General features: G+C 72.9%; 20 protein-coding genes. 9 read left to right on the forward strand and 11 right to left on the reverse strand.

The features are described 5' to 3' along the window. Positions 1–63: 63 nt before the first annotated feature. From efeU to ACQPXS_RS42365, 3 genes are all read left to right on the forward strand, one after another. Positions 64–2,094 carry an iron uptake transporter permease EfeU gene (efeU, locus tag ACQPXS_RS42355; RefSeq protein WP_433454804.1) on the forward strand — a complete coding sequence of 677 codons (2,031 nt, stop codon included), beginning with the start codon at positions 64–66 and terminating at the stop codon, positions 2,092–2,094. 68 nt (positions 2,095–2,162) lie between these two features. Next, entirely contained in the window at positions 2,163–3,434 is a 1,272-nt protein-coding gene (gene efeB / locus ACQPXS_RS42360) for an iron uptake transporter deferrochelatase/peroxidase subunit (protein WP_433454805.1), read from the forward strand. Positions 3,435–3,602: 168 nt separating this feature from the next. Continuing rightward, positions 3,603–4,760, forward strand: a complete 1,158-nt coding sequence (locus ACQPXS_RS42365; protein WP_356311729.1) for a HoxN/HupN/NixA family nickel/cobalt transporter — start codon at positions 3,603–3,605, stop codon at positions 4,758–4,760. A 16-nt stretch (positions 4,761–4,776) separates the two neighbouring features. On the opposite strand, the gene ACQPXS_RS42370 is transcribed toward ACQPXS_RS42365, so the two are convergent. After that, positions 4,777–5,007 carry a hypothetical protein gene (locus ACQPXS_RS42370; protein WP_433454806.1) on the reverse strand — a complete coding sequence of 77 codons (231 nt, stop codon included), beginning with the start codon at positions 5,005–5,007 and terminating at the stop codon, positions 4,777–4,779. A gap of 134 nt (positions 5,008–5,141) precedes the next feature. Between ACQPXS_RS42370 and ACQPXS_RS42375 the strand changes: the two genes are divergently transcribed. After that, on the forward strand, positions 5,142–5,618 hold the full coding sequence (locus tag ACQPXS_RS42375) for a DUF5709 domain-containing protein (protein WP_433454807.1): 477 nt from the start codon (positions 5,142–5,144) through the stop codon (positions 5,616–5,618). Between the two features lie 102 nt (positions 5,619–5,720). On the opposite strand, the gene sthA is transcribed toward ACQPXS_RS42375, so the two are convergent. After that, positions 5,721–7,106, reverse strand: a complete 1,386-nt coding sequence (gene sthA, locus ACQPXS_RS42380) for a Si-specific NAD(P)(+) transhydrogenase (RefSeq protein ID WP_433456195.1) — start codon at positions 7,104–7,106, stop codon at positions 5,721–5,723. Positions 7,107–7,260: 154 nt separating this feature from the next. Here sthA and ACQPXS_RS42385 point away from each other — a divergent pair, with 154 nt between their 5' ends. Next, on the forward strand, positions 7,261–8,394 hold the full coding sequence (locus ACQPXS_RS42385; RefSeq protein ID WP_433454808.1) for a molybdopterin-dependent oxidoreductase: 1,134 nt from the start codon (positions 7,261–7,263) through the stop codon (positions 8,392–8,394). 144 nt (positions 8,395–8,538) lie between these two features. Here the strand turns inward: ACQPXS_RS42385 and ACQPXS_RS42390 are convergent, their stop codons facing one another. Continuing rightward, positions 8,539–8,745, reverse strand: coding sequence for a hypothetical protein (locus ACQPXS_RS42390; RefSeq protein ID WP_356311736.1), 207 nt, complete (start codon positions 8,743–8,745; stop codon positions 8,539–8,541). A 152-nt stretch (positions 8,746–8,897) separates the two neighbouring features. Between ACQPXS_RS42390 and ACQPXS_RS42395 the strand changes: the two genes are divergently transcribed. Both ACQPXS_RS42395 and ACQPXS_RS42400 read left to right on the forward strand, forming a co-directional pair. Next, a complete protein-coding gene (locus ACQPXS_RS42395) occupies positions 8,898–10,745 on the forward strand; it encodes a glycoside hydrolase family 15 protein (protein ID WP_433454809.1) in 1,848 nt (615 codons plus the stop codon). A gap of 91 nt (positions 10,746–10,836) precedes the next feature. Beyond that, positions 10,837–11,070, forward strand: a complete 234-nt coding sequence (locus tag ACQPXS_RS42400; protein ID WP_356311738.1) for a hypothetical protein — start codon at positions 10,837–10,839, stop codon at positions 11,068–11,070. Between the two features lie 13 nt (positions 11,071–11,083). Here the strand turns inward: ACQPXS_RS42400 and ACQPXS_RS42405 are convergent, their stop codons facing one another. From ACQPXS_RS42405 to ACQPXS_RS42430, 6 genes are all read right to left on the reverse strand, one after another. Further along, entirely contained in the window at positions 11,084–12,403 is a 1,320-nt protein-coding gene (locus tag ACQPXS_RS42405) for a hypothetical protein (RefSeq protein ID WP_433454810.1), read from the reverse strand. A gap of 55 nt (positions 12,404–12,458) precedes the next feature. Next, the gene (locus ACQPXS_RS42410) at positions 12,459–15,197 is read right to left on the reverse strand and encodes a SpoIIE family protein phosphatase (RefSeq protein WP_433454811.1); all 2,739 of its coding nucleotides are present in this window, start codon (positions 15,195–15,197) and stop codon (positions 12,459–12,461) included. Positions 15,198–15,282: 85 nt separating this feature from the next. Beyond that, positions 15,283–17,793 (reverse strand): SpoIIE family protein phosphatase, encoded by a 2,511-nt coding sequence (locus ACQPXS_RS42415; protein WP_433454812.1) that lies wholly within the window; start codon positions 17,791–17,793, stop codon positions 15,283–15,285. Positions 17,794–17,965: 172 nt separating this feature from the next. Then, a complete protein-coding gene (locus ACQPXS_RS42420; protein WP_433454813.1) occupies positions 17,966–18,694 on the reverse strand; it encodes a 2-phosphosulfolactate phosphatase in 729 nt (242 codons plus the stop codon). A gap of 29 nt (positions 18,695–18,723) precedes the next feature. Then, positions 18,724–19,008, reverse strand: a complete 285-nt coding sequence (locus ACQPXS_RS42425; protein ID WP_433454814.1) for a DUF1232 domain-containing protein — start codon at positions 19,006–19,008, stop codon at positions 18,724–18,726. A gap of 91 nt (positions 19,009–19,099) precedes the next feature. After that, entirely contained in the window at positions 19,100–20,335 is a 1,236-nt protein-coding gene (locus tag ACQPXS_RS42430; protein WP_433454815.1) for a hypothetical protein, read from the reverse strand. Between the two features lie 326 nt (positions 20,336–20,661). On the opposite strand from ACQPXS_RS42430, the gene ACQPXS_RS42435 reads away from it, so the two are divergent. Next, positions 20,662–21,042, forward strand: a complete 381-nt coding sequence (locus ACQPXS_RS42435) for a PadR family transcriptional regulator (RefSeq protein WP_433456197.1) — start codon at positions 20,662–20,664, stop codon at positions 21,040–21,042. Next, positions 21,039–22,040 carry a hypothetical protein gene (locus ACQPXS_RS42440; RefSeq protein ID WP_433454816.1) on the forward strand — a complete coding sequence of 334 codons (1,002 nt, stop codon included), beginning with the start codon at positions 21,039–21,041 and terminating at the stop codon, positions 22,038–22,040. The genes ACQPXS_RS42435 and ACQPXS_RS42440 overlap by 4 nt, the downstream gene beginning before the upstream one ends. A 34-nt stretch (positions 22,041–22,074) precedes the next feature. Here the strand turns inward: ACQPXS_RS42440 and ACQPXS_RS42445 are convergent, their stop codons facing one another. Further along, a complete protein-coding gene (locus ACQPXS_RS42445) occupies positions 22,075–23,040 on the reverse strand; it encodes a DUF1152 domain-containing protein (RefSeq protein WP_433454817.1) in 966 nt (321 codons plus the stop codon). Positions 23,041–23,173: 133 nt separating this feature from the next. Beyond that, complete coding sequence (locus tag ACQPXS_RS42450; protein WP_390679913.1) at positions 23,174–24,538, reverse strand: FAD-dependent oxidoreductase; 1,365 nt, start codon at positions 24,536–24,538, stop codon at positions 23,174–23,176. Positions 24,539–24,710 lie beyond the last annotated feature (172 nt).

A 24,710-nucleotide genomic window follows, 5' to 3' on the forward strand; every position in this document is an offset into this window, starting at 1 on the left:
TAGTCATGATGGTCCGCGAAGGTAAGGCATGCCTTCACTAACTAACCGGGAGGGCAGCAGGGCATGTGGGACGACGCGTTTCCGAGTTTCCTGATCGGACTCAGGGAGGGACTCGAAGCCGGACTCATCGTCTCCATCCTGGTCGCCACCCTGGTGCGGGCCGAGGCGCGCTCGCGGCTGCCCCAGGTGTGGACCGGCGTGCTGGCCGCCGTCGCCGTGGCGATGAGTTTCGGCGCGGTGCTCACCTTCACCGCCGCGTCCATGCCGCAGACCGCCCAGGAGGCCTTCGGCGGCACCCTCAGCGTGATCGCGGTCGCGTTCGTCACCGCCATGGTCTTCTGGATGCGCCGCTCGGCCCGCGGCCTCTCCGGCGAGCTGAAGGAGAAGGTGACCGGCGCCCTCGCCATGGGCTCCGGTGTGCTCGTCCTCACCTCCTTCCTCGCGGTCGGCCGTGAGGGCCTGGAGACCGCCCTGTTCCTGTGGACCACCGCGCGGGCGGCCGGCGAGTCGGCCGGACCGCTGACCGGCGCGGGCATCGGCCTCGTGATCGCGGCGGGCCTGTGCTGGGGCCTGTACCGGCGCGTGCTGAAGATCAACCTGACGAAGTTCTTCACCGCCACCGGCGCCGTGCTGATCGTCATCGCCGCCGGTGTCCTCGGCTACGGCCTGCGCGACCTCCAGGAGGGCGGCGTCCTGCCCGGCAAGACCGCCTACGCGGTCGACCTCGCGGGCAGCGTCGACGCCGGCTCCTGGTACAGCACCCTGGTCCAGGGCGTCCTCAACCTCACCCCGACCATGACCTGGCTCCAGGTGGTGGCCTACGTCGCCTACCTGGCCGTCGTGATGACCCTGTTCGTGCGCGGAGTGCGGGCCACGGGCCCCAAGCCGGCGGAGGGACGCCCCGAGCGGGAGCCGAAGGCCGAGCGGCCCGCGCGGCGCCGGCCGGTCTGGGTGGTGCCGGCCGCCGTGGTCGCCGTACCCGCCGTGATCGCGGGGTTCGTCGTCGCCCTCTCCCGGCCCAAGCCCGCCGGGGACCAGACCGTCGCCGTCTCCGAGACCGAGTGCGGCAAGGGCTTCACCGCGCCCAAGCCGGGCCGGCAGACCTTCCAGATGCAGAACACCGGCAGCAAGACGTCCGAGGTGTACCTGATCGACCCGTCGACCAGCGCGGTCTACGGCGAGATCGAGGGCCTCGCCCCCGGCACCACCCGCGACCTCGTCGCCACCGTCGCCGGCGGCACCTACGCCTGGCGCTGCGTCCCCACCGGCGGCAAGGCCGTCACCTCCAAGGCCGTCACCGTGAGCGGCGGCGGCGCGGCCAAGCCGGTCGTCCCCGTCTCCGAACGGGATCTCGCCGCCCCCCTGAAGGCCTACAAGACGTACGTCGAGCAGGGGCTGGACACTCTCGTCACCCAGACCCGCACCCTCGACGACGACATCGAGCACGGCCACCTGGACAAGGCCCGCACCGACTGGCTCACCGCGCACCGCACCTACGCCTCCCTCGGCGCCGCCTACGGCACCTTCGAGGACTACGACCAGAAGATCGACGGCCGGGCCGACGGACTGCCGGACGGCGAGCGGGACAAGGACTTCACCGGCTTCCTCCGCCTCGAGTACGGCCTGTGGCACGGACAGTCCGCCAAGGACCTGACCGCCCCCGCCCGGCAGCTCGCCACGGACGCGGTGGGCCTGCGCAAGGCCTTCCCGTCCCAGGAGTTCGACCCGGGCGACCTGCCGCTGCGCGCGCACGAGATCCTGGAGAACACCCTCCAGTTCGAGCTGACCGGCGACACCGACGAGGGCAGCGGCACGGGCCTCGCCACCGCCGACGCCAACCTCGCCGGCACCCGTGAGCTGCTCACCGTCCTCAAGCCGCTGCTCACCAGCCGCGCGCCGAAGCTGCTCCCGACGGTCGAGGCGGACATCGCCCGCGTGCAGAAACTCCTGGACGCCGCCCACGACGGCACCCACTGGACCCCCGTCGACCGGCTCGCCACCACCGACCGGCAGCACCTCAACGGCGCCACCGGCCAGCTGCTGGAGGACCTCGCCCCGATCCCGGACCTGCTCGAGATCCGGAAGTCCGCCTGATGTCCGAAGCCTGCCCGATGACGTCCGGGCACCCGCAACCGCACCCGCGCCCCGAAGGGAACCCTGCGATGTCCACTGCCGAACCGTCGGCCTGCCCCGTCGGCCCCGCCCGCCGCTCCTTCGTGCGGACCGCGCTGGGCGCCGGTGCCGCAGGAGCGGTCCTGGCCGGCGGCGGCTTCGCCCTCGGCGAGAGCGGCGGCACCGCGCAGGCCCGGTCGGCGAACCCCGACGGCACCGCCAAGGTCCCCTTCCACGGCGCCCACCAGGCCGGCATCGCCACCCCGGCACCGGCCGCCGCCACCTTCGTCTCCCTCGACGTCATCGCCGACGACCGCAAGGGCCTGACCGAGCTGCTGAGGACCATCACCGAGCGGGCGCGCTTCCTCACCTCCGGGGGTGCCCCCACCGACCTGGGCGTCGGTGCGCCGCCCTCCGACAACGGCATCCTCGGCCCCGAGGTCCCCGCCGACGGCCTCACCGTCACCGTCGGCGTCGGCGCCTCCCTCTTCGACGACCGCTACGGCCTCGCCAAGGCCAAGCCGGCCCGGCTGACCCCGATGCGGACCTTCCCCAACGACAACCTGAACGCGGCCGAGTGCCACGGCGACCTGTCCCTGCAGATCTGCGCCCAGAGCCAGGACACGGTGCTGCACGCCCTGCGCGACATCGCCCGGCACACTCGCGGCGGCATGCAGATCAAGTGGCGCATCGACGGCTTCCAGAACGCCCCGCGCCCCACCGGCGCCCAGCGCAACCTGCTCGGCTTCAAGGACGGCATCGCCAACCCGGACGTCACCTCCGCGCGCGAGACGGACAAGCTGATCTGGGTCGGCGACGGCCAGGGCGAGCCGGCCTGGACCAAGGGCGGCAGCTACCAGGTCATCCGGATCATCCGGATGCTGGTCGAGTTCTGGGACCGGGTCTCGCTCACCGAGCAGGAGAAGATGTTCGGCCGCCGTAAGGACACCGGCGCCCCGCTCGACGGCGCCAAGGAGACCGACATCCCCAACTACGCCAAGGACCCGCACGGCACCGCGATCCCGCTCGACGCCCACATCCGCCTCGCCAACCCGCGCAAGGCCGAGACCGACAGCTCCCGCATCCTGCGCCGCGGCTACAACTACGACCGCGGCGTGGACAACGTCGGCAACCTCGACATGGGCCTGGTCTTCTGCTGCTACAACCAGGACGTCAAGCGCCAGTTCGAGGCGGTGCAGACCCGGCTGATCGACGAGCCCCTGGTCGACTACATCTCCCCGACGGGCGGCGGCTACTTCTTCGCCCTGCCCGGCGTCCGGGACGGCGCGGACTGGCTGGGCCGGGGCATGCTCTCCGCCTGACCGAACCCGGCGGACCCCGACAGGCGGCGGCAGGCCTTTCCCTCCTCATGGGAAAGGCCTGCCGCCGCCTTTACCGGCCATCTACTGCACATTATTTGCAAGTACGGGATGATGGCACCAGGCTGCGCTGCGCAGTCGTACCCGCACCACGGAAGGATGACCCACCCGATGACGGCCGCCCCTGGTTCCGCCCCGTCCCTCCCCGCCCAGGCCGACGCCCAGCGCTCGGCCTGGCGGCGTGTCCGCGGCTCCATGACGCGGCAGGAGTGGATCAGGGTCGGTTCGATGGCCGCCTTCGTGCTGGCCCTGCACATCGTCGGCTGGGGCACCCTGGTGGGGATCATCGCCCCACAGCACTTCAGCGTCGGCAAGGAGTCCTTCGGCATCGGCATCGGCGTCACCGCCTACACCCTCGGCATGCGGCACGCCTTCGACGCCGACCACATCGCGGCGATCGACAACACCACCCGCAAGCTCATGGGCGAGGGCCAGCGCCCGCTGTCGGTCGGCTTCTGGTTCTCCCTCGGGCACTCCAGCATCGTCTTCGGCCTCTCCCTGCTGCTCTCGCTCGGCATGAAGACCCTCGCCGGACCGGTCCGCGACGACGACTCGCACCTGCACGAGGTGACCGGCCTGATCGGCACGACGGTCTCCGGCACCTTCCTCTACCTCATCGCCGGCATCAACCTCGTCATCCTGGCCGGCATCTGGAAGGTCTTCCGGCAGATGCGGTCCGGCGCCTACGACGAGGCCGCGCTGGAGACGCAGCTGAACAACCGCGGCTTCATGAACCGCCTGCTGGGCCGGGTCACCGGCTCGATCACCAAGCCGTGGCAGATGTACCCGCTGGGCCTGCTGTTCGGCCTGGGCTTCGACACCGCGACGGAGATCGCCCTGCTGGTCCTCGCCGGCTCGGGCGCCGCCTCCGGCCTGCCCTGGTACGCGATCCTCTGCCTGCCCGTCCTCTTCGCGGCCGGCATGTCGCTGCTGGACACCATCGACGGCTCGTTCATGAACTTCGCCTACGAGTGGGCGTTCTCCAAGCCGGTCCGCAAGGTCTACTACAACCTCACCATCACCGGCCTGTCCGTCGCCGTCGCCCTCGTCATCGGCACCGTCGAACTCCTCGGCCTGCTCGCCGACCGGCTCGACCTGCACGGTGCCTTCTGGGACTGGATCTCCGGCCTCGACCTCAACACCGTCGGCTTCGTCATCGTCGGCCTGTTCTTCGCCACCTGGGCGATCGCCCTGCTGGTGTGGAAGGCGGGCCGCATCGAGGAGAAGTGGACGGAAGGCCTGGCCACGGCGGAGCAGCCGGGGTCCTGACCCCGGCCTCGCCGGGTCAGTACGACAGCAGGGACCCCAGCGCCAGCAGGAGAAGCACGGCTCCCACGCAGCCCAGCTGGAGCCGCATCGACCCGAGGCTCCTCCACGGCGTCCGCCACGTCCGGTAACGGTCGGTGAACAAGACCTCCGCCCAGTCCCACACCCTTACCGAGACACCGCGGTAGTCGAAGGCCACCATGAGCAAGGCGATGCCGATGATCACCGACAGTACGCCACGCAGCACCACCGCCGTGCCCTTCCTCTCCGCCGATCGAGACCCGCATGATCGCACCGCTGGTCCGTCCGCGCGCGGGCGGGGTTAGCACCGCGCTTCCGGGAAACGCGGACCGGGACCGCCCGCGAGTCCAGAGGGAGGCGACCATGAGCGACCAGCAGTCCGAGCAGACCCCGATGGCGGACGACGTCTACCAGCCCACCGGAACCAACGAGGAACAGGAGGACGCCGGTCCCCTGGACCTCCAGGACGCGGTCGACGAGCGCACCTACGACGACGTACTCGACGAGGGCTACTCCCCGCCGGAACGCCCCCTTGCCGTCACCAAGCAGGGCACCACCGCGGCCGAGCAGCACGCGGGGGAGACCCTGGACGAACGCCTCGGCCAGGAGGTCCCGGACGTGACCGCACCACCGGGCGACGGCATCGGCGACCTGCCCGGCGGCGAGGGCGAGCCGGTCGACCCCGAGGCCGGCGAGGCCCGGGCGGGCCGCCTGGTCGCCCCGGACGAGGGCGCGCACGCGGACACCGTGAAGGAGGAGGTCGCGCGGGACGTGGGCATCGACGGAGGAGCGGCGGGCGCCGAGGAAGCGGCCGTTCACGTGGTGGACGAGGAGACCTGAGCCGCTGGGCGGACGGGGCCGGTCCAGCCCCTGGGGTGCGGGGACCGCATGAGCAGCCGCCCGCGACCCCGCACCCGGCAACGAATCGGCACCCTGACGGCGCTACCCCAGCCGGTCCACCTGGCGGAGCCGATTCGTCGCGTCCAGGGCGGCGACCTTGTACGACTCGGCCAGTGTCGGATAGTTGAACACCGCGTCGACCAGGTAGTCCACCGTTCCCCCGCAGCCCATCACCGACTGCCCGATGTGAATCAGCTCCGTCGCGCCGGAGCCGAAGCAGTGCACCCCGAGCAGCGTCCGGTCCGCGGGCGAGACCAGCAGCTTCAGCATGCCGTGCGAGTCCCCGATGATCTGCCCGCGGGCCAGCTCCCGGTACCGGGCCACGCCCACCTCGAACGGCACCAGGTCCTCGGTCAGCTGGTCCTCGGTCCGCCCCACGAAGCTGATCTCCGGGATCGTGTAGATCCCGATCGGCTGCAGATGGTGCATCCGCCCCACCGGCTCCCCGCACGCGTGGTACGCCGCGGCCCGGCCCTGCTCCATCGAGGTCGCCGCGAGCGCCGGGAAACCGATGACGTCACCGACCGCGTAGATGTGCGGCACCTCGGTGCGGTAGTTCTCGTCCACCTTGATCCGGCCCCGCGCGTCCGCCGCCAACCCCGCCTTGTCCAGGTCGAGTTCGTCGGTGAGGCCCTGCCGGCCCGCCGAGTACATCACCGTGTCCGCGGGTATCCTCTTGCCGCTCTCCAGCACGGTCAGCGTGCCCCTCGGATGGCGTTCGACGGCGGCCACGGTCTCGCCGAACCGGAAGGTGACGGCCAGGTCCCGCAGGTGGTACTTGAGCGACTCCACGATCTCCACGTCGCACAGGTCCAGCATCCCGGGACGCTTCTCCACCACCGTCACCTTGCTGCCCAGCGCGGCGAACATGGAGGCGTATTCCATGCCGATCACGCCGGCACCCACGATCACCATGGACCGGGGCACCCGCTCCAGCGACAGCACGTTGTCGGAGTCCATGATCGTCCGCCCGTCGAACTCGACCGTGTCCGGGCGGGCCGGCCGGGTGCCGGTGGCGATCACGATGTGCCCGGCGCTCAGGCGCCGTTCCCGGCCGGAGACCTCGGACAGCGCGACCGTGTGCGGGTCGGCGAAGCGGGCCGTGCCGGAGTACACGGTCACCTGGTTGCGGGAGAGCTGGTTGCGCACGACGTCCACCTCGCGGCCGACCACGTGCCGGGTGCGCGCGGTCAGATCGGCGACGGTGATGTCGTCCTTCAGCCGGTAGCTCTGCCCGTACAGATCGCGCTGGGAGAGTCCGGTCAGGTACAGCACCGCCTCGCGCAGCGTCTTGGAAGGGATGGTTCCGGTGTGCAGGGAGACCCCGCCGAGCATGTCGGGGCGGTCGACGACGGCGACCCGGCGGCCCAGCTTGGCCGCGGCGATGGCGGCCTTCTGACCGCCGGGTCCGGATCCGATGACGAGCATGTCGAAGTCGAAGTCGGGCACCCTCGGGAGTCTGTCAGTCCACCGGCCCGCTCCGGAAGGGATCGCCGCCGCCGAAATCCCTTGAACGGCGCGGGAGTTTCCGTCGGCGTCCGCTCTCCTCGCCGTGCCGGAGCCCCGGGAGGACAATGACGCCATGGGCCAGCGATCCGGCGATGTGAGCTCCGCGGCCCGGCTGGCCGGTCCCGGCGAGGGGATCGGCGCCGACGAACTCGCGCTCGCCACCCGTAACCACGGTCTGCCCCTGGAGGCGCTGCGGCACGACGTCACCCCGCCCGGACTGCACTACGTCCTCACGCACTACGACATCCCGTACGTGCCGGACGTCGGTGCGTGGCGGCTGACCGTCGACGGCCGGGTGCGCACCCCGCTCGACCTGTCCCTCGCCGACCTGCTGTCGTTCCCGCAGGTCACCACCCGGGTGACCCTGGAGTGCGCGGGCAACGGCCGGGCCCTGCTCACCCCCCGGCCGGTCAGCCAGCCCTGGCTGGTGGAGGCGGTCGGCACCGCCGACTGGACCGGAGTGCCGCTCGGGCTGCTGCTCGCCGAGGCGGGCGCGGACCCGGCGGCCGCCGACGTCGTCTTCACCGGCGCCGATCACGGGGTCGAGCGGGGCGTCGAGCAGGACTACCAGCGCGCCCTGCCCCTGGCCGTCGCGGCCGGCGACGATCCGGCGGTGCTGGTCGCCACCGGGATGAACGGCGCGCCGCTGCCCCCGCAGCACGGCCGGCCGCTCCGGCTGGTCGTGCCCGGCTGGTACGGCATGGCGCACGTGAAGTGGCTGCGCTCGGTCACCGTCAGCGACGTACCGTTCACGGGCTTCCAGCACTCGGTCGCCTACCGGATCCGGCGCAGCGCCGACGAGGAGGGCGAACCGGTCACCCGGATCGCGCCGCGCGCGCTGGTCGTGCCGCCCGGCTTTCCCGACTTCATGTCCCGCACGCGGGTGGTGCGGCCAGGGCCGGTGAGGCTGTTCGGCCGTGCCTGGTCCGGGCAGGCGCCCGTTTCCTCCGTGGAGGTCAGCACGGACGGTGGCGCCCACTGGGCGCGTGCCGTTCTCGACCCGGTCGTGGACGGGCAGCGCTGGGCGTGGCGGGCCTGGCACCACGACTGGGACGCGGTGCCCGGCGAGTACGCGGTGGGCGCTCGGGCGACCGATGCCGTCGGCGGCACCCAGCCCCTCGAGCAGCGCTGGAACCGCGGCGGCTTCGCCAACAACACCGTGCACTGGCTGAGCGTGCTGTGCGTGGCCGACGCCCACTCGCCGTAGGGGCTTGCGTGGTGCTGCGGGGCGCGGTCGTGCGTGGTCGATCGCGCCCCGCGGCGGAGCCGCATATCGCATACGGCCCCGCGCCCCTGCGAGCCGGCTGTTCCGCCCCCGTTGAAAAGGAGCCCTTGTCGTCCCCGGACCGCCCTACGGCATCAGCCTCTCGATGGCTGTCGGGCCCTCCTTCTCCATCTTGCGGCGTGCCCAGTCGAGGTTCTTCGGTGTGACGTCCCTGCCCGCCGCCATCACCAGATCCTCCGGGGTGACATCCCTGGGGGGTGCGGAGTGGAGCAGGGCGTCCGGGGTGCAGTGGTCGTCGGACGACCGGGACTCGTCGGGTGTCATCGTCGACATGATGCCTCCTCCTCGGTCCGGATGACCGCATCCGTGCCGGTGCCGCCGAACGGGGCACACTCTCACCATTCCCCGCAGCGCCTTCCCGCGCCACCGGAGAGCACTCCCTCCTAAGCTGAAGACATCTCGCACCGCTCACCGGGAGGCCGCAGATGGCCGAGACCCCGTTTCCCGAGGACGTCCGCCCCAGTTCCCGCTATCTGCCCATCGCCGACCACGGACTCATCGGCGACCTGCGCAGCGTGGCCCTGGTCGGCACGAACGGCACGATCGACTGGTACTGCACTCCGTCCTTCGACTCCCCCAGCGTCTTCGCGGCCATCCTCGACGCCGAGCGCGGCGGCTGCTTCGAGCTGGCCGCCGCCGTACCCGCGCGCACCAAGCAGTTCTATTTCCCCGACACCAACGTACTGATCACCCGGTTCTTCACCGACGACGGCGTCGGCGAGGTGCAGGACTTCATGCCGGTCACCTCCGACAGCGCGTTCGGCACGGGAGAGGCAGGCCGGCACCGGCTGATCCGGCGCGTGGTCTGCGTCCGCGGCACCGTGCCCTTCCGGGCGCTGGTCGCCCCGCGGTTCGACTACGGCGGGGCCCCGCACACCCTGCGCACCATGGGCGGCACCGTCGTCTTCGAGTCCACCGAGGGGTCCCTGGCGCTGATCTCCACGGTCGACCTGGAGTGCGACGACCGGGACGCGCGCGCCGACTTCAAGCTCGGCGAGGGCGAGTCGGCGGTGTTCGCCCTCGACCAGGCCGGCGAGGCGGTGGCCCCCCGCGGCTGCGCCCACGCCGAGGCCGAGCACCAGTTCAACGCCACCGTCGACTACTGGCGGCGCTGGCTGCACCAGTCCCGCTACCGGGGCCGCTGGCGCGAGATGGTGCACCGCTCCGCCCTGACCCTGAAACTGCTCACCTACGCGCCCACCGGCGCCATCGTCGCCGCCCCCACCACCAGCCTGCCCGAGCAGCTCGGCGGCGAGCGGAACTGGGACTACCGGTATGTGTGGGTGCGGGACGCCGCCTTCGCCGTGTACGCGCTGCTGCGGCTCGGTTTCGCCGGGGAGGCCGAGGCGTTCATGCGCTTCCTGACCACGCACGTCAGCCCCTGCGAGGGCGCCGAGGTCGCGCCGCTGCAGATCATGTACGGCATCGACGGCCGCACCGACCTGCCCGAGCGCGAGCTGCCACACCTGGAGGGCCATCTGGGCTCCGCCCCGGTCCGGGTCGGCAACGGCGCCGCCGGCCAGCTCCAGCTGGACATCTACGGCGCCCTGATCGACTCGATCTACCTGTACGACAAGTGGGCGCAGCCGATCTCCAGCCACCAGTGGGACGACGTGTCCCATCTGGTCGACTGGGTCTGCACCCACTGGGACCAGCCCGACGAGGGCGTGTGGGAGACCCGTGGCGGCCGCAAGAACTTCCTGTACTCGCGGCTGATGTGCTGGGTCGCGATCGAGCGGGCCATCCGCCTCGCCAACCGGCGCGGACTGCCCGCCGATCACCGGCGCTGGCGGCAGGCCCGCGACGCCATCTACCGGCGGATCATGGACCGCGGCTGGTCGGAACGGCGCTGCGCCTTCGTGCAGTACGAGGGCGGCGACGTGCTGGACGCCTCGCTGCTGATGATGCCGCTCGCCAAGTTCATCGCCCCCACCGACCCCAAGTGGCTGTCCACCCTGGACGCCCTCACCGAGGACCTGGTCTCCGACTCCCTCGTCTACCGCTACGACCCGCAGGCCAGCCCCGACGGACTGCGCGGCGACGAGGGCACCTTCTCCATCTGTTCCTTCTGGTACGTGGAGGCGCTGGTGCGGGCAGGCCGGCTCGACGAGGCCCGGCTGGCCTTCGAGAAGATGCTCACCTACGCCAACCACCTCGGGCTGTACGCGGAGGAGATCGGCCGTACCGGCGAACAACAGGGGAACTTTCCGCAGGCGTTCACCCACCTGTCCCTGATCAGCGCCGCGTTCAACCTCGACCGCGCCCTGGGCTGACCATGGGGGCGGTGTGTCCGCAGGTCGTACGGGTACCCGGGAGTCTCCGAAAGGAGAACGACGCAGGGTCGAAAGAAGGAGGAGACCCCGTATGACCAGCTCCAGTGAGACAGGTGGCATCACCGGTACCCGCGACAGGAACTACGACCTCATCTGGTACGTGGAAGCGTGCCTGGACAACGCCTTGCGCCTGGAGACCTATATCCAGGACGCCGAACGCGACAACGACCGCGAGCTCATGGACCTGTTCCACAAGGCTCAGTCCGACAGTCGCAAGGGCGCCGAGATGGGCAAGCAGCTGCTCCGCGAGCGGCTGAGCGCCTGATCGCCTCCTCCGCTCAGGCGAAGCGGGAACTCGGGACGGGCCCGGCGGACGGTACGCGTGCCCGGTCGCCGCGCAGCCAGGTGCCCCTGACGGCACCGGCGAACGCGGCGAACGGCGCGTCGTCGTCCGCCGGGCCCTCGCCGTCCCCCGGATCGGCGCCGGGGTCGGCGGCCGTCACCTCGGCGGCGATCTCCGCCTCCGGGCGGTCGTCCGCGGGGCCCCGCTCGACGCCACCGCCCGCGCCCTGACGCAGCTGCTCGCCCCAGGGCGGCACCACCGACTGGTGCAGCAGGCCCACGCTGTCCGCGGTGATCGCGGGCGGGTCCGTCCAGCAGCTCGCGTGCGCGTGCAGCACCTGCCCGGGCACGCGCTCGAAGAGCTGTCCGACGATCTCCGGGCCGTCGTCGTGCGCCGCCAGGCCGTCGAGGTCGTAGGCGACGACCACGGTGTCCGTCCGTCCGGGCGCGAACGGCTCGGCCGGCAGGTCCAGCACCTCGGCCGCGGCGAGGCCGAGGATCCGTGAGTCCCGGTCGGGCAGCAGTGACACCGACCGGGGCCGCACCCCGGCCGCCTCCAGCAGGGTGCGCAGCCGCAGCAGCCCGCGCAGACAGGTGTCGGGAGTGTCCTGCAGCCAGGCGTAGCGGCCGTTCATGCCCGCGTCGAAACCGTACGGCGACAGGGTCCCGAGGACCGTGCCGGCGGTCACGTACTGCCAGCCGCGCAGATCGGTCAGGCCGAGCGAGGACACCCGCTCGGCGTCGGCCGCGCGCTCCAGCACCCGGTTCTGCCGGTCCCGCGCCGGCTGCCACTGCGCGTCCTCGGGGTCGGCCAGCAGCGCGTGCTGGCGCCGGGCCAGCTCCAGGTCGCCCGCCAGCACGGCGTTGAACACCAGCAGATAGCGGTCCGGCCAGTCCTTGAACACCCCTTCGTACCGGGCGAGTTCGGTGACCGCATCACGGTGCCGGCCTTCGTCCTCGTACGCCGACACCAGCTCCCGCAGGACGACAAGCGAACCGTCGCTGCGGCCCAGCGCCTCGCGGAGCGCCGGGATCGCCAGGTGGGACACGCCGCGTTCGACGCACGCGTACCCGAAGTCGAAGAGCGCCCTCGGGCGGCCGGGGTCGGCGGCGAGAGCCGCGGCCGCCTTCGCGAGGTCGTCGAAGCCCGCCGCTGCCGCGGCCCGCCGCACCACCAGGGCCACCTCGGCGAGCGGCTGCTCCTCACCGGCCGCCCGCAACTGCCGCAGCGCACCGGGCACATCCCCCGAGTCCAGGCACTCCCAGGCCTTGAGCAGATCGGGGGACTTCGGGCGGCGATTCCTGCGTGAGAACATGCCGGAGATCATCACCCGCCGAATGACGTGTCCTCAACACAATTCCCGCGGAGGTCTACGGCAGCGGCTGCTCCGCCCAGATGATCTTGCCGTCCGGGGTGTAGCGGGTGCCCCAGCGCTCGGCGAGCTGCGCGACCAGGAACAGACCCCGGCCGCCCTCGTCGGTGGCCGCCGCGTACCGCAGATGCGGCGAGGTCGTGCTGCAGTCGGACACCTCGCAGATCAGCGTGCGGTCGCGCAGCAGCCGTACCCGGATCGGGCCGCGCCCGTAGCGGATGGCGTTGGTGACCAGCTCGCTCAGGATCAGCTCCGTGGTGAAGTCCAGCTCCTCCAGGCCCCACTCGGCGAGCCGCCGGGTCACGGCCGACCGCACCTCGGACACCGCCGCCGGGTCGGACGGCACCGGCCACTCGGCGACCCGGTCGGCGCCCAGCACCCGGGTCAGGGCGACGATCAGCGCCACGTCGTCGCTCGGCTGGGGCGGCAGCCGGTCCAGCACGGCACGGCAGGTCTCCTCCGGCGAGCCGTCCGGCGTGCCGCGCAGGGCGTCGCTCAGCAGCTCCAGACCGACGTCGATGTCCCGCTCGCGGTCCTCCACCAGCCCGTCGGTGTACAGCACCAGCCGGCTGCCCTCGGCCAGCTCCAGCTCGGTCGCCTCGAACGGCAGCCCGCCAAGACCCAGCGGTGGCCCGGCCGGCACCTCCGGGAACTCCACCCGGCCGTCGGGGTGCGCCAGCGCGGGCGGCGGATGGCCGGCCCTTGCGATGCTGCAGTGCCGCGAGACCGGGTCGTACACCGCGTACAGACAGGTCGCGCCCGCGATCGCCGCGGAGCCGTCCGCGGCCGTCTCGTCCTGGTCGATCCGGCCCACCAGCTCGTCCAGCAGACCGAGGAGTTCGTCGGGCGGCAGATCCAGCGCGGAGAAGTTGTGCACCGCCGTGCGCAGCCGGCCCATCGTGGCCGCCGCGTGCAGCCCGTGCCCCACCACGTCCCCCACCACCAGCGCCACCCGGGCACCGGACAGCGGCAGCACGTCGAACCAGTCGCCGCCCACTCCGGCCTGCGCCGGCAGATAGCGGTAGGCGATGTCCAGCGTGTCCTGCTCCGGCAGCGAGCGCGGCAGCAGACTGCGCTGCAGTGTGACCGCCATGCTGTGCTCGCGGGTGTACCGGCGGGCGTTGTCGATGGACACCGCCGCCCGCGCGACCAGCTCCTCGGCGAGCGCCAGCTCCTCGGAGTCGAACGGCTGCGGCTTCTCCGAACGCCAGAAGTTCGCCACGCCCAGCACCAGGTTGCCCGCCCGGAGCGGCACCGTGATCAGCGAGTGGATGCCGTACGCCAGGACCCGGCCGGTGCGCTCCGGGTCCTGCGCGCGCCAGCCGGGCGCGTCACGCAGCACGGGCTCCAGGACCGATTGCGCGGTGGTCAGGCTGCGCGCCTGCGGCGAGGTGGCCACGAACCGGATCCGCTCGCCGACCGGATACAACGGCGAGTCCTTGCGGATGCCGGCACAGGCGGCGCGGCGCAGCGCGGTGCCCGGCTTGGGCTCCTCGCCGTGCAGCACCGCGTCGAACAGGTCCACGGTCACGAAGTCCGCGAACCGGGGCACCGCCAGCTCGGCCAGCTCCTCGGCGGTACGGGTCACGTCCAGGCTGGTGCCGATGCCCACCCCGGCGTCGTACAGCATGTTCAGCCGCTCGCGCGCCACCTCCGCCCGGCCGGACAGCGCGCGCAGCTCGGTGGAGTCGCGCAGCGTGGTGACACTGCCGGCCGGGCCGCCGCGCACATCGGTGGGCCGCTGGTTGATCGCCAGCAGCCGGTCCTTGACCAGATGCACCTCGTCCGTGGCCACCCGGCCGGAGGCCAGCAGCGCCGCCGTCTCGTCGTCCAGGCCCAGCTCCAGCACGCTGCGCCGCTCGGCGTCCTCGGGCAGGTCCAGCAGCCGGTGCGCCTCGTCGTTGGCGAGCACCAGCCGGCCGTCGTCGCCGACGATCAGCACACCCTCCCGGACCGCGTGCAGCACCGCGTCGTGGTGCTCGTACATCCGGGTCATCTCGTACGGCCCCAGGCCGTGCGTCTGGCGCAGCAGCCGTCTGCTGACCAGGGCCGTGCCCCCGGTGGCCAGCGCGAGCGCCACCGCCGCCGCGGCGAGCAGCAGGGGCAGCTGCTCCTGGGCGGCGCCGCCCACGTGCGCGGTGGTGACGCCCGCCGACACCAGGCCCACCACCTTGCCGGCCGTGTCCTTCACGGGGACCACCACCTGCACCAGCGGGCCTATGGTGCCGTTGACGTGCTCGACGACCGTGCCGCCGGCCTGCGCGGGGGCGATCGTGCCGACGAACTTCTTGCCGATGCGGTCGGGTTTGGGGTGCGTGTAGCGGATGCCGTCGGTGTTCATCACGACGACGAAGTCCACGCCGGTCGCCTTGCGCGTGGCCTCGGCCTTCGGCTGGAGGATGGCCGTGGGGTCCGGGGCGCGCAGCGCGGCCGCCGTGCCCGGCGCGTTCGCGAACGACTGGGCGACGGCGAGGGAACGGTTCTGTGCCGCCATGTCGCTGTCGCGCCGCACCTGGAGCACCTGTGCCACCACGGCCGCGACGACCAGCAGCAGCACGATCACCACCTGGAGGACGAACACCTGTCCGGCGACGCTGCGCCCGGTCACCGCCGACCGCAGCGCCCCGCGCCCGCCGCCGTTCCCGCCCGAGCCCTGCGTCCCCGGGACCTTCGATGCGCGCGGCAGCCCGGAACGTCGGGGCGGCCGGGTCGCGTTCCGGCCGGGCAGTCGCACCATGTGCCCATGTCTACACTGCCCGGCCCGGTCCGGCGAGAGCGTCACCCGAGGTGGTGCCGCCGTTCGGAGGGGGGGCGGTGTCCGCTCACCGGAGGCGCACGGGGACCGAACGGCGGGCGGCCAGCAGCAGCGCGACGTCGTCGGGGCGGTCGGTGGCATGCCGGGCGGTGGCCGTGAGCCGGTCGGCGAGCCCGGCCAGCGACCGTCCGCCCCGGCGCCCTGCGGCGGCACCCGCCCGGGCGAGCGCCAGCCGCAGCGCGTCGATGCCTTCGTCGATGTCCGTCCCCGGCCGCTCCACCAGCCCGTCCGTGTACAGCGCGAGGATCGCGTCCGGCTCCAGCACCAGCTCGGCCACCGGGTACCAGGCGTACGGATCCACCCCGAGGACGACACCGCCCGGAACGTCCAGCAGCCGGGTCCGCCCGTCGGCGGAGCGCAGCAGCGGCGGCGGATGTCCCGCCCGGGCGATCCGGGCACGGCCCGTCGCGGGCTCCAGCCGCAGATAGCAGCAGCTGGCGAACTGACCGGGATCGAGGTCGATCAGCAGGTGGTTGGTACCGCACAGCACCTCGTCGGGCGGCCGGTCGCCCAGCGCGAACGCCCGTACGGCGCTGCGCAGCTGCCCCATCGTGGCCGCCGCCTGTACCCCGTGCCCCTGCACATCACCGATCACCAGCGCCAGCCCGTCACCCGCCTCGACCACGTCGTACCAGTCACCGCCCACGTCCATGCCCTGCGTGCCCGGCAGATACCGGCCCGCGGTCTCCACCTGCGGATGCGTCGACAGCCGGCGGGGCAGCAGCGCCTGCTGCAGGCCGCGGGCGAGGGCCGCCTCGCTGTCATAGCGCTGCGCCCGCTCCATGGCGTGCGCGATCAGCCCGGCGAGCGCGGTGAGAACCGTGCGCTCCTCGGCGCTGAAGCCGCGCGAGCGGTCGAAGCCGAGGATGCAGGAGCCAACCGGCCGTCCGGAGGCGATCAGCGGCAGGAAGGCCCGGGCGCCCTCGTCGGCGTCGAGCGGGATGCCCGGGTAGGCGGCCAGCATCTGCTGCATCGACTCGAAGAACAGCGGCCGGCCCGTGGTCAGGCACTCCACGCCCGGCAGGTGCGCGTCCAGGCCGATCCCCTCGAACGGATCGAGGAACCCGTGCGGGAAGCCCGTCTCCCAGGCGAGATAGAAATGCCGTTCCTGGAGCAGATAGATGGCGAGGCACCCCCCGCCGAACGCGGGCAGGAGCTCCCGCACCACCACCGCCGACACCTGCCGGGCGGTCACCGCGTCCGTCAGCGCGATGGCCAGGGCGATCGGCCGGTACAGCGGCGCCATCGAGCCGCCGACCGTCACCGTGTCCTCCAGGACGTGCTCCTCGACGGCCGGCCCGGCCGGCGGATCCATCCGGCTGGCCGGGACGATCGTGCAGCTCAGCAGGTCCTCGCTGCGATGCACCGACACGGCGAGCCAGTCGCCCGCAGCGGGCTCGCCGGATTCCCCGGCCGGGCGGCGCACATGGAAGTGCACCGGACCCGGGGACAGCAGCGCGCCGCGCAGATGGTCGTCGTACGGCGCACCGGCCAGCCACGGCATCGCCTCCCACAGCGAGCGCCCGAGCAGCCACTCCCGGTCCCGGCCGGCCAGCCGGGCCGCCGCCTCGTTGACGTACACGATCAGTCCCAGCCGGTCCAGGCAGAACACCCCCTGCGGGAGCAGGTCGGCCGCGCCGTCCGCGGACTCGGCGGGCCCCGGCGCGACCACCACTCCGCCCACCTGCTCCCCGGCCCCGCCTTCGGTGGCCGGCCACACGTCCAGCAGCCGCGACGTGCCGTCCCCCGCCCGCAGGTTCAGCGGCGCGGCGGGCGGCTTCCCGGCCGCGGCGTCGCGCAGCGCGGTCAGGACGAGGTGCGCGTCGTGCGGGGCCAGCGCGACCGCGAGCGCCGTGTCCTTCCCCTCGAAGTCGCCGGGTGACAGCCCGAGAAGGGCATGCAGCCGGTCGTCCGCGCGCACCGCGCCGGTGGCGGGATCCCAGTGGAACCGCGCCACGACGGTCTGCGCGGGCCGGCTCGCGGGCGGCCGTACGCACAGTGGCTCACCGTCCCAGACCACCGCGGCCGCGTCGCCGTCGGCGAGCCCGAGCAGCTCGGCGCCGAGGCCCTCGGCGAGCCTGGCGAGCAGCTCCCGGTCCAGCAGTTCGTCCGCGGTGTCCGTCACCGCAGGGCGCAGCACCGTGAGCACCCCCAGTGGTTCGCTCCCGCCCGGCACCGGCACGTGCACCGACCCGAACGGGAACGGCAGGCTCGCCGCGAACTGCGGATACCGGCGCACCGTCTCGGCGGCGTTCGCCAGCACCACGGGTACGCCGAGGCGGTAGGCGTCGGCGACGGGGAGGGGGCGGCCGACGTGCAGTCGCCACCAGGGCCGGAACAGCGGTCCGGGCAGCCCCGCGAGCGCCGCGAGGCGCAGCTGGCCCGGGGTGCCGGAGCGCAGGTACACGGCCGCCACCCGGCCGCCGGCCGCCCCGAGCGCGCCGGTCGCGGTGTCGGCCAGCAGCGCGGCCAGCCGGGCCCGCGTACGGACCGCCTGCTCGCCACCGCTCCCAGTCATCGCCCCTACCTCGTCCCGTGCGCCCTCGGGTGGATGACACAGCAAGAATGCGCCCGGAGGACGGTGCGACGCACCTGCTACGCGCGGGAAACAGGGAGGCCGACGGAAAGCCGCTCGCCGCGCGGCCGCTCACCGGCCGCCGGCCATGCCCGCCGAGAGGACACGGACCGGCTCAGCCGGCCGGTCGTGCCGGTCCCGCACGGCCCGGCTCCGGGCGCGCGGCGGGCACCGGGCGCAGCACCAGATGACCGTCCAGCCGGTCGGCCACCATGGCGAACGGGAAGGCGTCCGCCTCCAGGCACATCGCCACGTCCTCGCGATGGACCCCGGTCCAGCCGCGCCGCGCGCCGTCGGCGAGCCGTCCGGCGGCGTCGGAGCGCCGGGCCCGTTCGAGGTAGGCAGCGGGGTCCGCGTGGGCCGACCGGACGCGGTCCGCGATGTACTCGGCGCAGGCGAGATCCTCCTCGGCCCGGCCGCCGTCCCCGGTGACCACGAAGGTCACCGTCTCCGGCCGGGCCCGGCGCAGCACCTCGGCGGTCGCGCCGGCCACCACGAAGCTCGCGCACAGCAGCAGCCCGGCGTCCGCCACGGCGAGCGCCCCGGCCGTACCGGCGGTGGTCTTCTGCACGACCGTACGGCCCCGCACGTCCAGCGAACGCAGTCGCGCGGGCGAGTTGGCCAGGTCGAACCCGGGCACCGGCTCGCCGTCCTGGAAGGCGAGCCAGCCCGGGTGACGGGCCTTCAGCTTCAGGGCCTCCCGCTGCGTGCCGGCGAAGACGATCCGCTCGGCGCCGCGCCGGAACGCCCAGGCGGCCACGGTGAACGCCCGCATGACATCGACCACCACGGCCACCTCCGGAGCCGTCGGGGTACCGGGTATGCCGGTGAACTCGGTCCGCATCACCCCATGATCGGGCCTGCGGCGGCCGTTCAGCGCTCGGCCGGACCGGGCGGCAGCGGCCGGGCGGCGCGCAGGCTGCGCAGCGCGAGCAGCAGGACGGCGATGTCGTCCAGGTAGACGGGGTCGGGCAGCAGGTCGGCGGGGAGCAGCAGATAGGCCACCGCGCCCCAGAACACCCAGCGCGGGCCCGTCGGCAGCCCGGCCCGCCGCAGCGTGCGCCGGGCGCGCACCAGCCGTACCAGCAGGCCGACGGCGACGGCGAGCAGCACCGCCGCGACGACGGCGCCGATCACCAGCAGGGTGGTGGTATCCATCCGGCTCCCTCCGGGCTCCGACAGGACGGCTACGACGACTTTCCGGATCCACTGTGACGGTTACGGCGGCGTCCCGCTCCCACTGTGCCGCCTACGACGACCGCTCCGTGCCGTCGGCTCTCTCCACGCCGCCGCTCTCCGCCGTGGGCTCGGGCGTCGCCGACGCGTCCGGTGCGCTGTTCGCCGAGTCCGGCGCCGGGTCCTGCGGGGCGGGCGCCGACTGCCGCCGGCCCTTGGCCGTGAACCTCAGCCGCTCGAACGTCCGGGTCAGCTGCTGCAGGGCCCCCCGTGTCCCGGACGTGGGCCGCTGCGGCGGAAGGGTGGGGGCGGGGACGTCACGGTAGGCGGCGAGCGCCTCCAGGGCCTGCTCGGCCGCCTCCTTGTACAGGTCACGGGACCGGGTCATCGCCTCCAGCGCCTCCGCGTACCGGGCGACCAGCCGCCGCTCACGCTCCAGCTCCTCCTGGAGGGTCAACAGGGTCCAGTTCTCCCGCAAGTCGGTCAGCGCCTCCCCCATCTCCCGCGGCAACGGCCGGGTCAGGGCGGCGAAGTGCCGCAGGGCCGCGAAGAGTTCGGCGGGCTCGGCACCGTCGAGGAAGACGCTGCGGACGGTGTGCTCACGGCTGTCGTAGCCCTCCGGAGCCGGGTCCGGGGGCAGCAGCACCGCGCCGCCGCGCGGCACCTCGACGCCGAGGTCCTTCAGCGCCCAGTTGACGGCGCGGAACTGGTGCGGCGCGGCCCGGTGCTCCACCACCCGGTGCCTGAGACCGGGCGGCAGCAGCCGGGTCAGCGGCAGCCTGCCCTGCTCGTCCGGGGTCATCGCCTCGTGCACGACGACGTTGAGGCACCACGCCTCGCGCGCCGCCTCCCGCAGCCTGCGCCGCATCTCCTTGTCGTCCGCGGGCAGCGCGTTGACCTGCCGCAGGCGCAGCCCGGTCACCGTGGCGTGGTGGTCCCAGGAGCCGTCGTCGCCGGCCGCGCCCTCGGGCCAGAACAGCGTCGCCGGCGAGGGCCATGCCTCGTCCCACGGGCGTTCCGCCTCCGCGACGAGCCGCCACTCGCGCCCCTGCCGCCGGCCCTCTTCCGCGACGAGCGTGAGCCGGGCCCGGACGGTCACCGTGCCGGCGACCCGCCAGCGCGCCTCGAACACCCGCCGGGCCGATTCCTCGGGCACGGGAGGTTCGGCGAAGTCGTCGATGTCACCGCTCTCCTTGTGCCGGCGCAGGGTGCGGCGGACGACCTCCTCGGGGTCGGGACCGGTGTGGCGGCCACGGGCCGCCCAGAGGGTCTGCGGGACGGTGGGGCGGTCGGCGGTGGAGTTCGACATGAGCCAATCTGCTGATGGGGGCGGGTGCGCCTCCCAGTATCACCGCTCGCCGAAGTACGACGTCGTCGGGGGCGGGCAGGCGGCGCGTGGCGGGGGCCGGACGCCCCGCGCACGGGACGCGCGCCCTACACCCGGGGCGCGCGGCACACGCCTCGGGCGGCCGCCGTTCACACGTGGTCACGCCCTCGTACGACCCCCACAATGGTCCGCCGAACGGGGTCCGCCCGCCCATCCGCTTAGGGGCGGGCCCCGTTCTCATGGCACTCGGTGCATCGCTCGATATATATCGGCAGGCGATATATCCTGGCCGCATGACAGCGAAGAGCATGACCCGGGCGGCGTTCTTCGTCCTCACGGCGCTCGCGGACCAGCCTCGGCACGGCTACGGCATCCTGCGCGAGATAGCGGAACTGTCCGACGGAGACGTGCAGTTGCGGGTCGGCACGCTGTACGGAGTGCTGGACCGGCTCACCGCGGACGGCCTGATCGTGCTGGACCGGGAAGAGGTCCAGCAGGGCCGGCTGCGCCGCTACTACCGGCTCACCGACGACGGAGTGGCGGCCCTGGACGCGGAGGCCGAGCGGATGGCCGCCGGTGCCGGGGCGGCCAAGCGGCGCATCGCCGAGGGCCGCCGCGCCGGCGCCCCCGCCCGCCACGCCGGGCTCGAACCCCGCACCGCACCCGGACTCGCGGGAGGCTGCGCATGACCACGCTGCTGGAGGCCCGCTACCGCACCGTCCTGCGCCTGCTCCCCGCCTACTACCGGCGGGAACGGGAGGAGGAGATGGTCGAGACGTACCTGGAGGACCTCGACCGCGACACCCAGGACCAGAGCCGGCCCACACTCGGCGAGGTGGCGAGCATCGCCGCCCTGGCCGTGCGCAGCCGCCTCGGCGCCGCCGGGGCGCCCCGCCGCTACGTCCTGCTCGGATCGGGCGCCCGGCTCTTCGCGCTGGCCGCCGTGCTGTTCCTGGCGGCCTCCGCGGTCGTCGAACCGGTCCTGCGGCTGACCTGGTCGTTCACCCGAGGCGGTGCGGAGCGACGGCTTTTCCTCGCGGATTTCACCGGCCACGGGCCTCTCGACGCGACGGTCGCCGTCGCCCAGTGGATCCTGCCGCTCGGCTGGACGGTCGCCTATTTCGCCCTCCTGTACGACCGTCGTCGCCTCGCCCGGACCGGCGCCCTGGTGGCCGCAGTGCCCACTCTGTGGCCGCTGGTCCGCTCGCTCACGGGGGAGACGGTCATCACGGAGCCGGCGTTCGTCGTGACGCTGGCGCTTCTCGCCTGGCTGCCCGCCCTCGCCCTGTGCGCCGCCCACCACCGCGACGCACCCCCGGCCCGGCTGCCCGGCGGCACTCCCGGTCTGGTCTTCATGGCGGCGTGCGTGGTGACGGGCGCGTCCCTGGTCCTCGTACCCACCGCCGGCGACCTGGTGTGGGGGCCCGCGAACTGCTTCGTCGTCGCCGCCCTCGGCCGGCTGCTGTGGAGGGCCCGCCGCGCGGCGAGCGTCGCGCCCGGCGGCGCCCTGGCCCTCGCCGCGCTCGGTCTGCTCCTGCTGGCCGCGCGCGTCGCCGCCGTCCACCCCTGGCTCCGGTTGCCGGGTGCCGCCCTCCACACCGGCGGCGGCCTGGCCCAGACGGCCGCACTCGCCCTGCTGACCGTGCTGCTGGGAATCGTCGGAGTCCGGGAACTCGCCCGCCGCTGAAGGGAGTTCCCCCGGTGGATGCGACGTAGCCGGGCTAGTGCGGGAACGCCCGGGGCGGCCGCTGCCGGGGCAGTTCCTCGCGGAAGCCGGTGATGACCGAGCTGATCTGGCGCATCAGGACGGTGTCCGTCAGCCGGTCGAGGTAGAGGTTGGCGCGGGCCAGGGCGGGCAGGTCCACGCAGAAGTACAGGCTCATCAGCGGGTTGACGAACAGCTCGCTGTTCCGGGTGCGTTCCGTGAACCGCACATCGCCGAAGTCACCGCGCACCGCGGCGGCGACGGACCCGTTCACGATGCTCGGGTGACTGGCGTGGCAGCGCTGGGCGTGGGCGACCGCGTCGAGATAGGCCGCGCCCTCGGCGCTCGCCCGAGGCAGCGAGAACGCGCCCAGGTAGCCGCCCGCGCGGTCCAGGGCGGCCAGGTTCTCCAGCACCAGCGCATGGTTGACGCCGTGAAAGGCGTCCACCCCGAAACCCAGGCAGGCCACCAGCCGGTGCGGAACCTCGTCGAGTCCCGCGACGGCGGCCAGGCTCGCCATGTCCTCCTCGGGCGTGCCGAGCCCGTGCTCGTCGCCCCGCATCAGGATGTCCGTCCCACCGTCCACCAGCACCACCGCGTCCACCTCGCCCAGGTGCCCGGCCAGTGCCCGGTAGGCGGCGCGGAGCGGCTCGACACCGGTGCGGGGAAAGGCGTACACGGTCTCCGGCAGGCCTTGTGTCCGCAGCCATCGGGCGAGCGACCGCTCGGGGAAGTAGTCGCCGCGCAGCGGGGTGTCCGGGCGGACCGCGGCGACATCCGGTGCCACCCAGTGGTCGGGCCCGAGGCCGTACAGGTCGGCGAACGACAGGCTCGCCAGGTGGACCTCGCTGCCGGCCGACCGCAGAGCCAGCGCCAGGGGCAGCCCGGCGTAGACGTCGAAGCCGCCGCCCGCACCGGCGACGAGCACACGCCGGGCCTCGCGCAGACGGGTGAAGAAGAGGGGTTCGCGGAGGGAGGACACCGCAGGACCCTAACAGGGCCTTTTCCTGGGCTCATCCGGGATCCACCGGGCCCGCGGCCGGAGGTTCCCCGGGGCGTGCGCAGGGGCCGGCGCACCCGCGCCGGCCCCGCTCGTCGCTCCCCGCGTCCGGGACTTACGCCCCGCTCTCCCGCAGCATGTCCTCGCGCTCGACGATCTTCACGCGTTCACGGCCCTGCGGCTCGCCCAGGGCGCGCTCGGCGGCGTCCAGCTTGTACCAGCCCTCCCAGGTGGTGAAGCGGACCTCGCGCTCGGCGAGGAAGGCGTCCACCGCCTGCGGATCGGGCGAGGCCGGGGTGTGCAGCCGGCCGTTCGCGTAGTCGTCCAGCAGGTTGGCGACGGTCTCGTTGGCGTCGCCCTTGGTGTGGCCGATCAGACCGACGGGGCCGCGCCGGATCCAGCCGGTCACGTACATGGACTGCAGGTGGGCGCCGCCGTCCTCGACGACCCGGCCGCCCTCGTCCGGGATCGTGCCCGAGTCGATGTCCCAGGGCAGCTTGGGCAGCTTCTCGGAGAGATAGCCGACCGCGCGGTAGACCGCGGTGACGTCCCATTCCTTGAACTCGCCGGTGCCCTTGACGTTCCCGGTGCCGTCGAGGGCGGTGCGCTCGGTGCGCAGACCGACGACACGGCCGTCCTCGCCGAGGATCTCCGCGGGGGACTCGAAGAAGTGCAGGAACAGCTTGTGCGGACGGTCGCCGACGTCGCGGATCGCCCAGTTCTCCAGGGTCTTGGCCACCATGTCGGCCTGCTTGTTGCCGCGCCGGGTCTCGATCGAGCCCTCGTCGTAGTCGATGTCCTCGGGGTCGACGATGACCTCGATGTTCGGCGAGTGGTCCAGCTCCCGCAGCTCCATCGGGCTGAACTTCGCCTGGGCGGGGCCGCGCCGGCCGAAGACGTGGATCTCCACGGCCTTGTTGGCCTTCAGGCCGTCGTAGACGTTCGGCGGGATCTCCGTCGGCAGCAGCTCGTCCGCGGTCTTGGCGAGGATGCGGGCCACGTCGAGGGCCACGTTGCCGACGCCGAGCACGGCGACCTTCTCGGCCTGAAGCGGCCAGGTGCGGGAGACGTCCGGGTGGCCGTCGTACCAGGAGACGAAGTCGGCCGCGCCGTAGGAGCCGTCCAGGTCGATGCCGGGTATGGACAGCTCGCGGTCGGCCATCGCGCCGGTGGAGAAGATCACCGCGTCGTAGAAGGCGCGCAGGTCGTCCAGGCTGATGTCGGTCGGGTAGTCGACGTTGCCGAACAGCCGGATCTGCGGCTTGTCGAGCACCTGGTGCAGGGCGGTGACGATGCCCTTGATGCGCGGGTGGTCGGGGGCGACGCCGTACCGGATCAGGCCGAACGGGGCGGGCATCCGCTCGAAGAGGTCGATGGACACGCCGGGGTCGGCGGCCACCTCGGACTTGAGCAGGGCGTCGGCGGCGTAGATCCCGGCGGGGCCGGCTCCGACGATGGCTACCCGCAGGGGGCGCGGCATGATCAGGTTCCCTTCGCGTCTGAATGGGCGACTTGATCAGGAAGCCTAAACTAAGGCAGCCCTAAGTTGGTATGCGGGTCCTGTCTATGACCTCATAAGTGGATCTTATGACTTACCAAGAGGGGTCTTATGGCCCGGGGTGTTCCCCTGGAGCGGCCGGTGCCCGACGCTG

It is taken from the genome of Streptomyces sp. CA-142005 (assembly GCF_050942335.1).
Classification (GTDB): domain Bacteria; phylum Actinomycetota; class Actinomycetes; order Streptomycetales; family Streptomycetaceae; genus Streptomyces.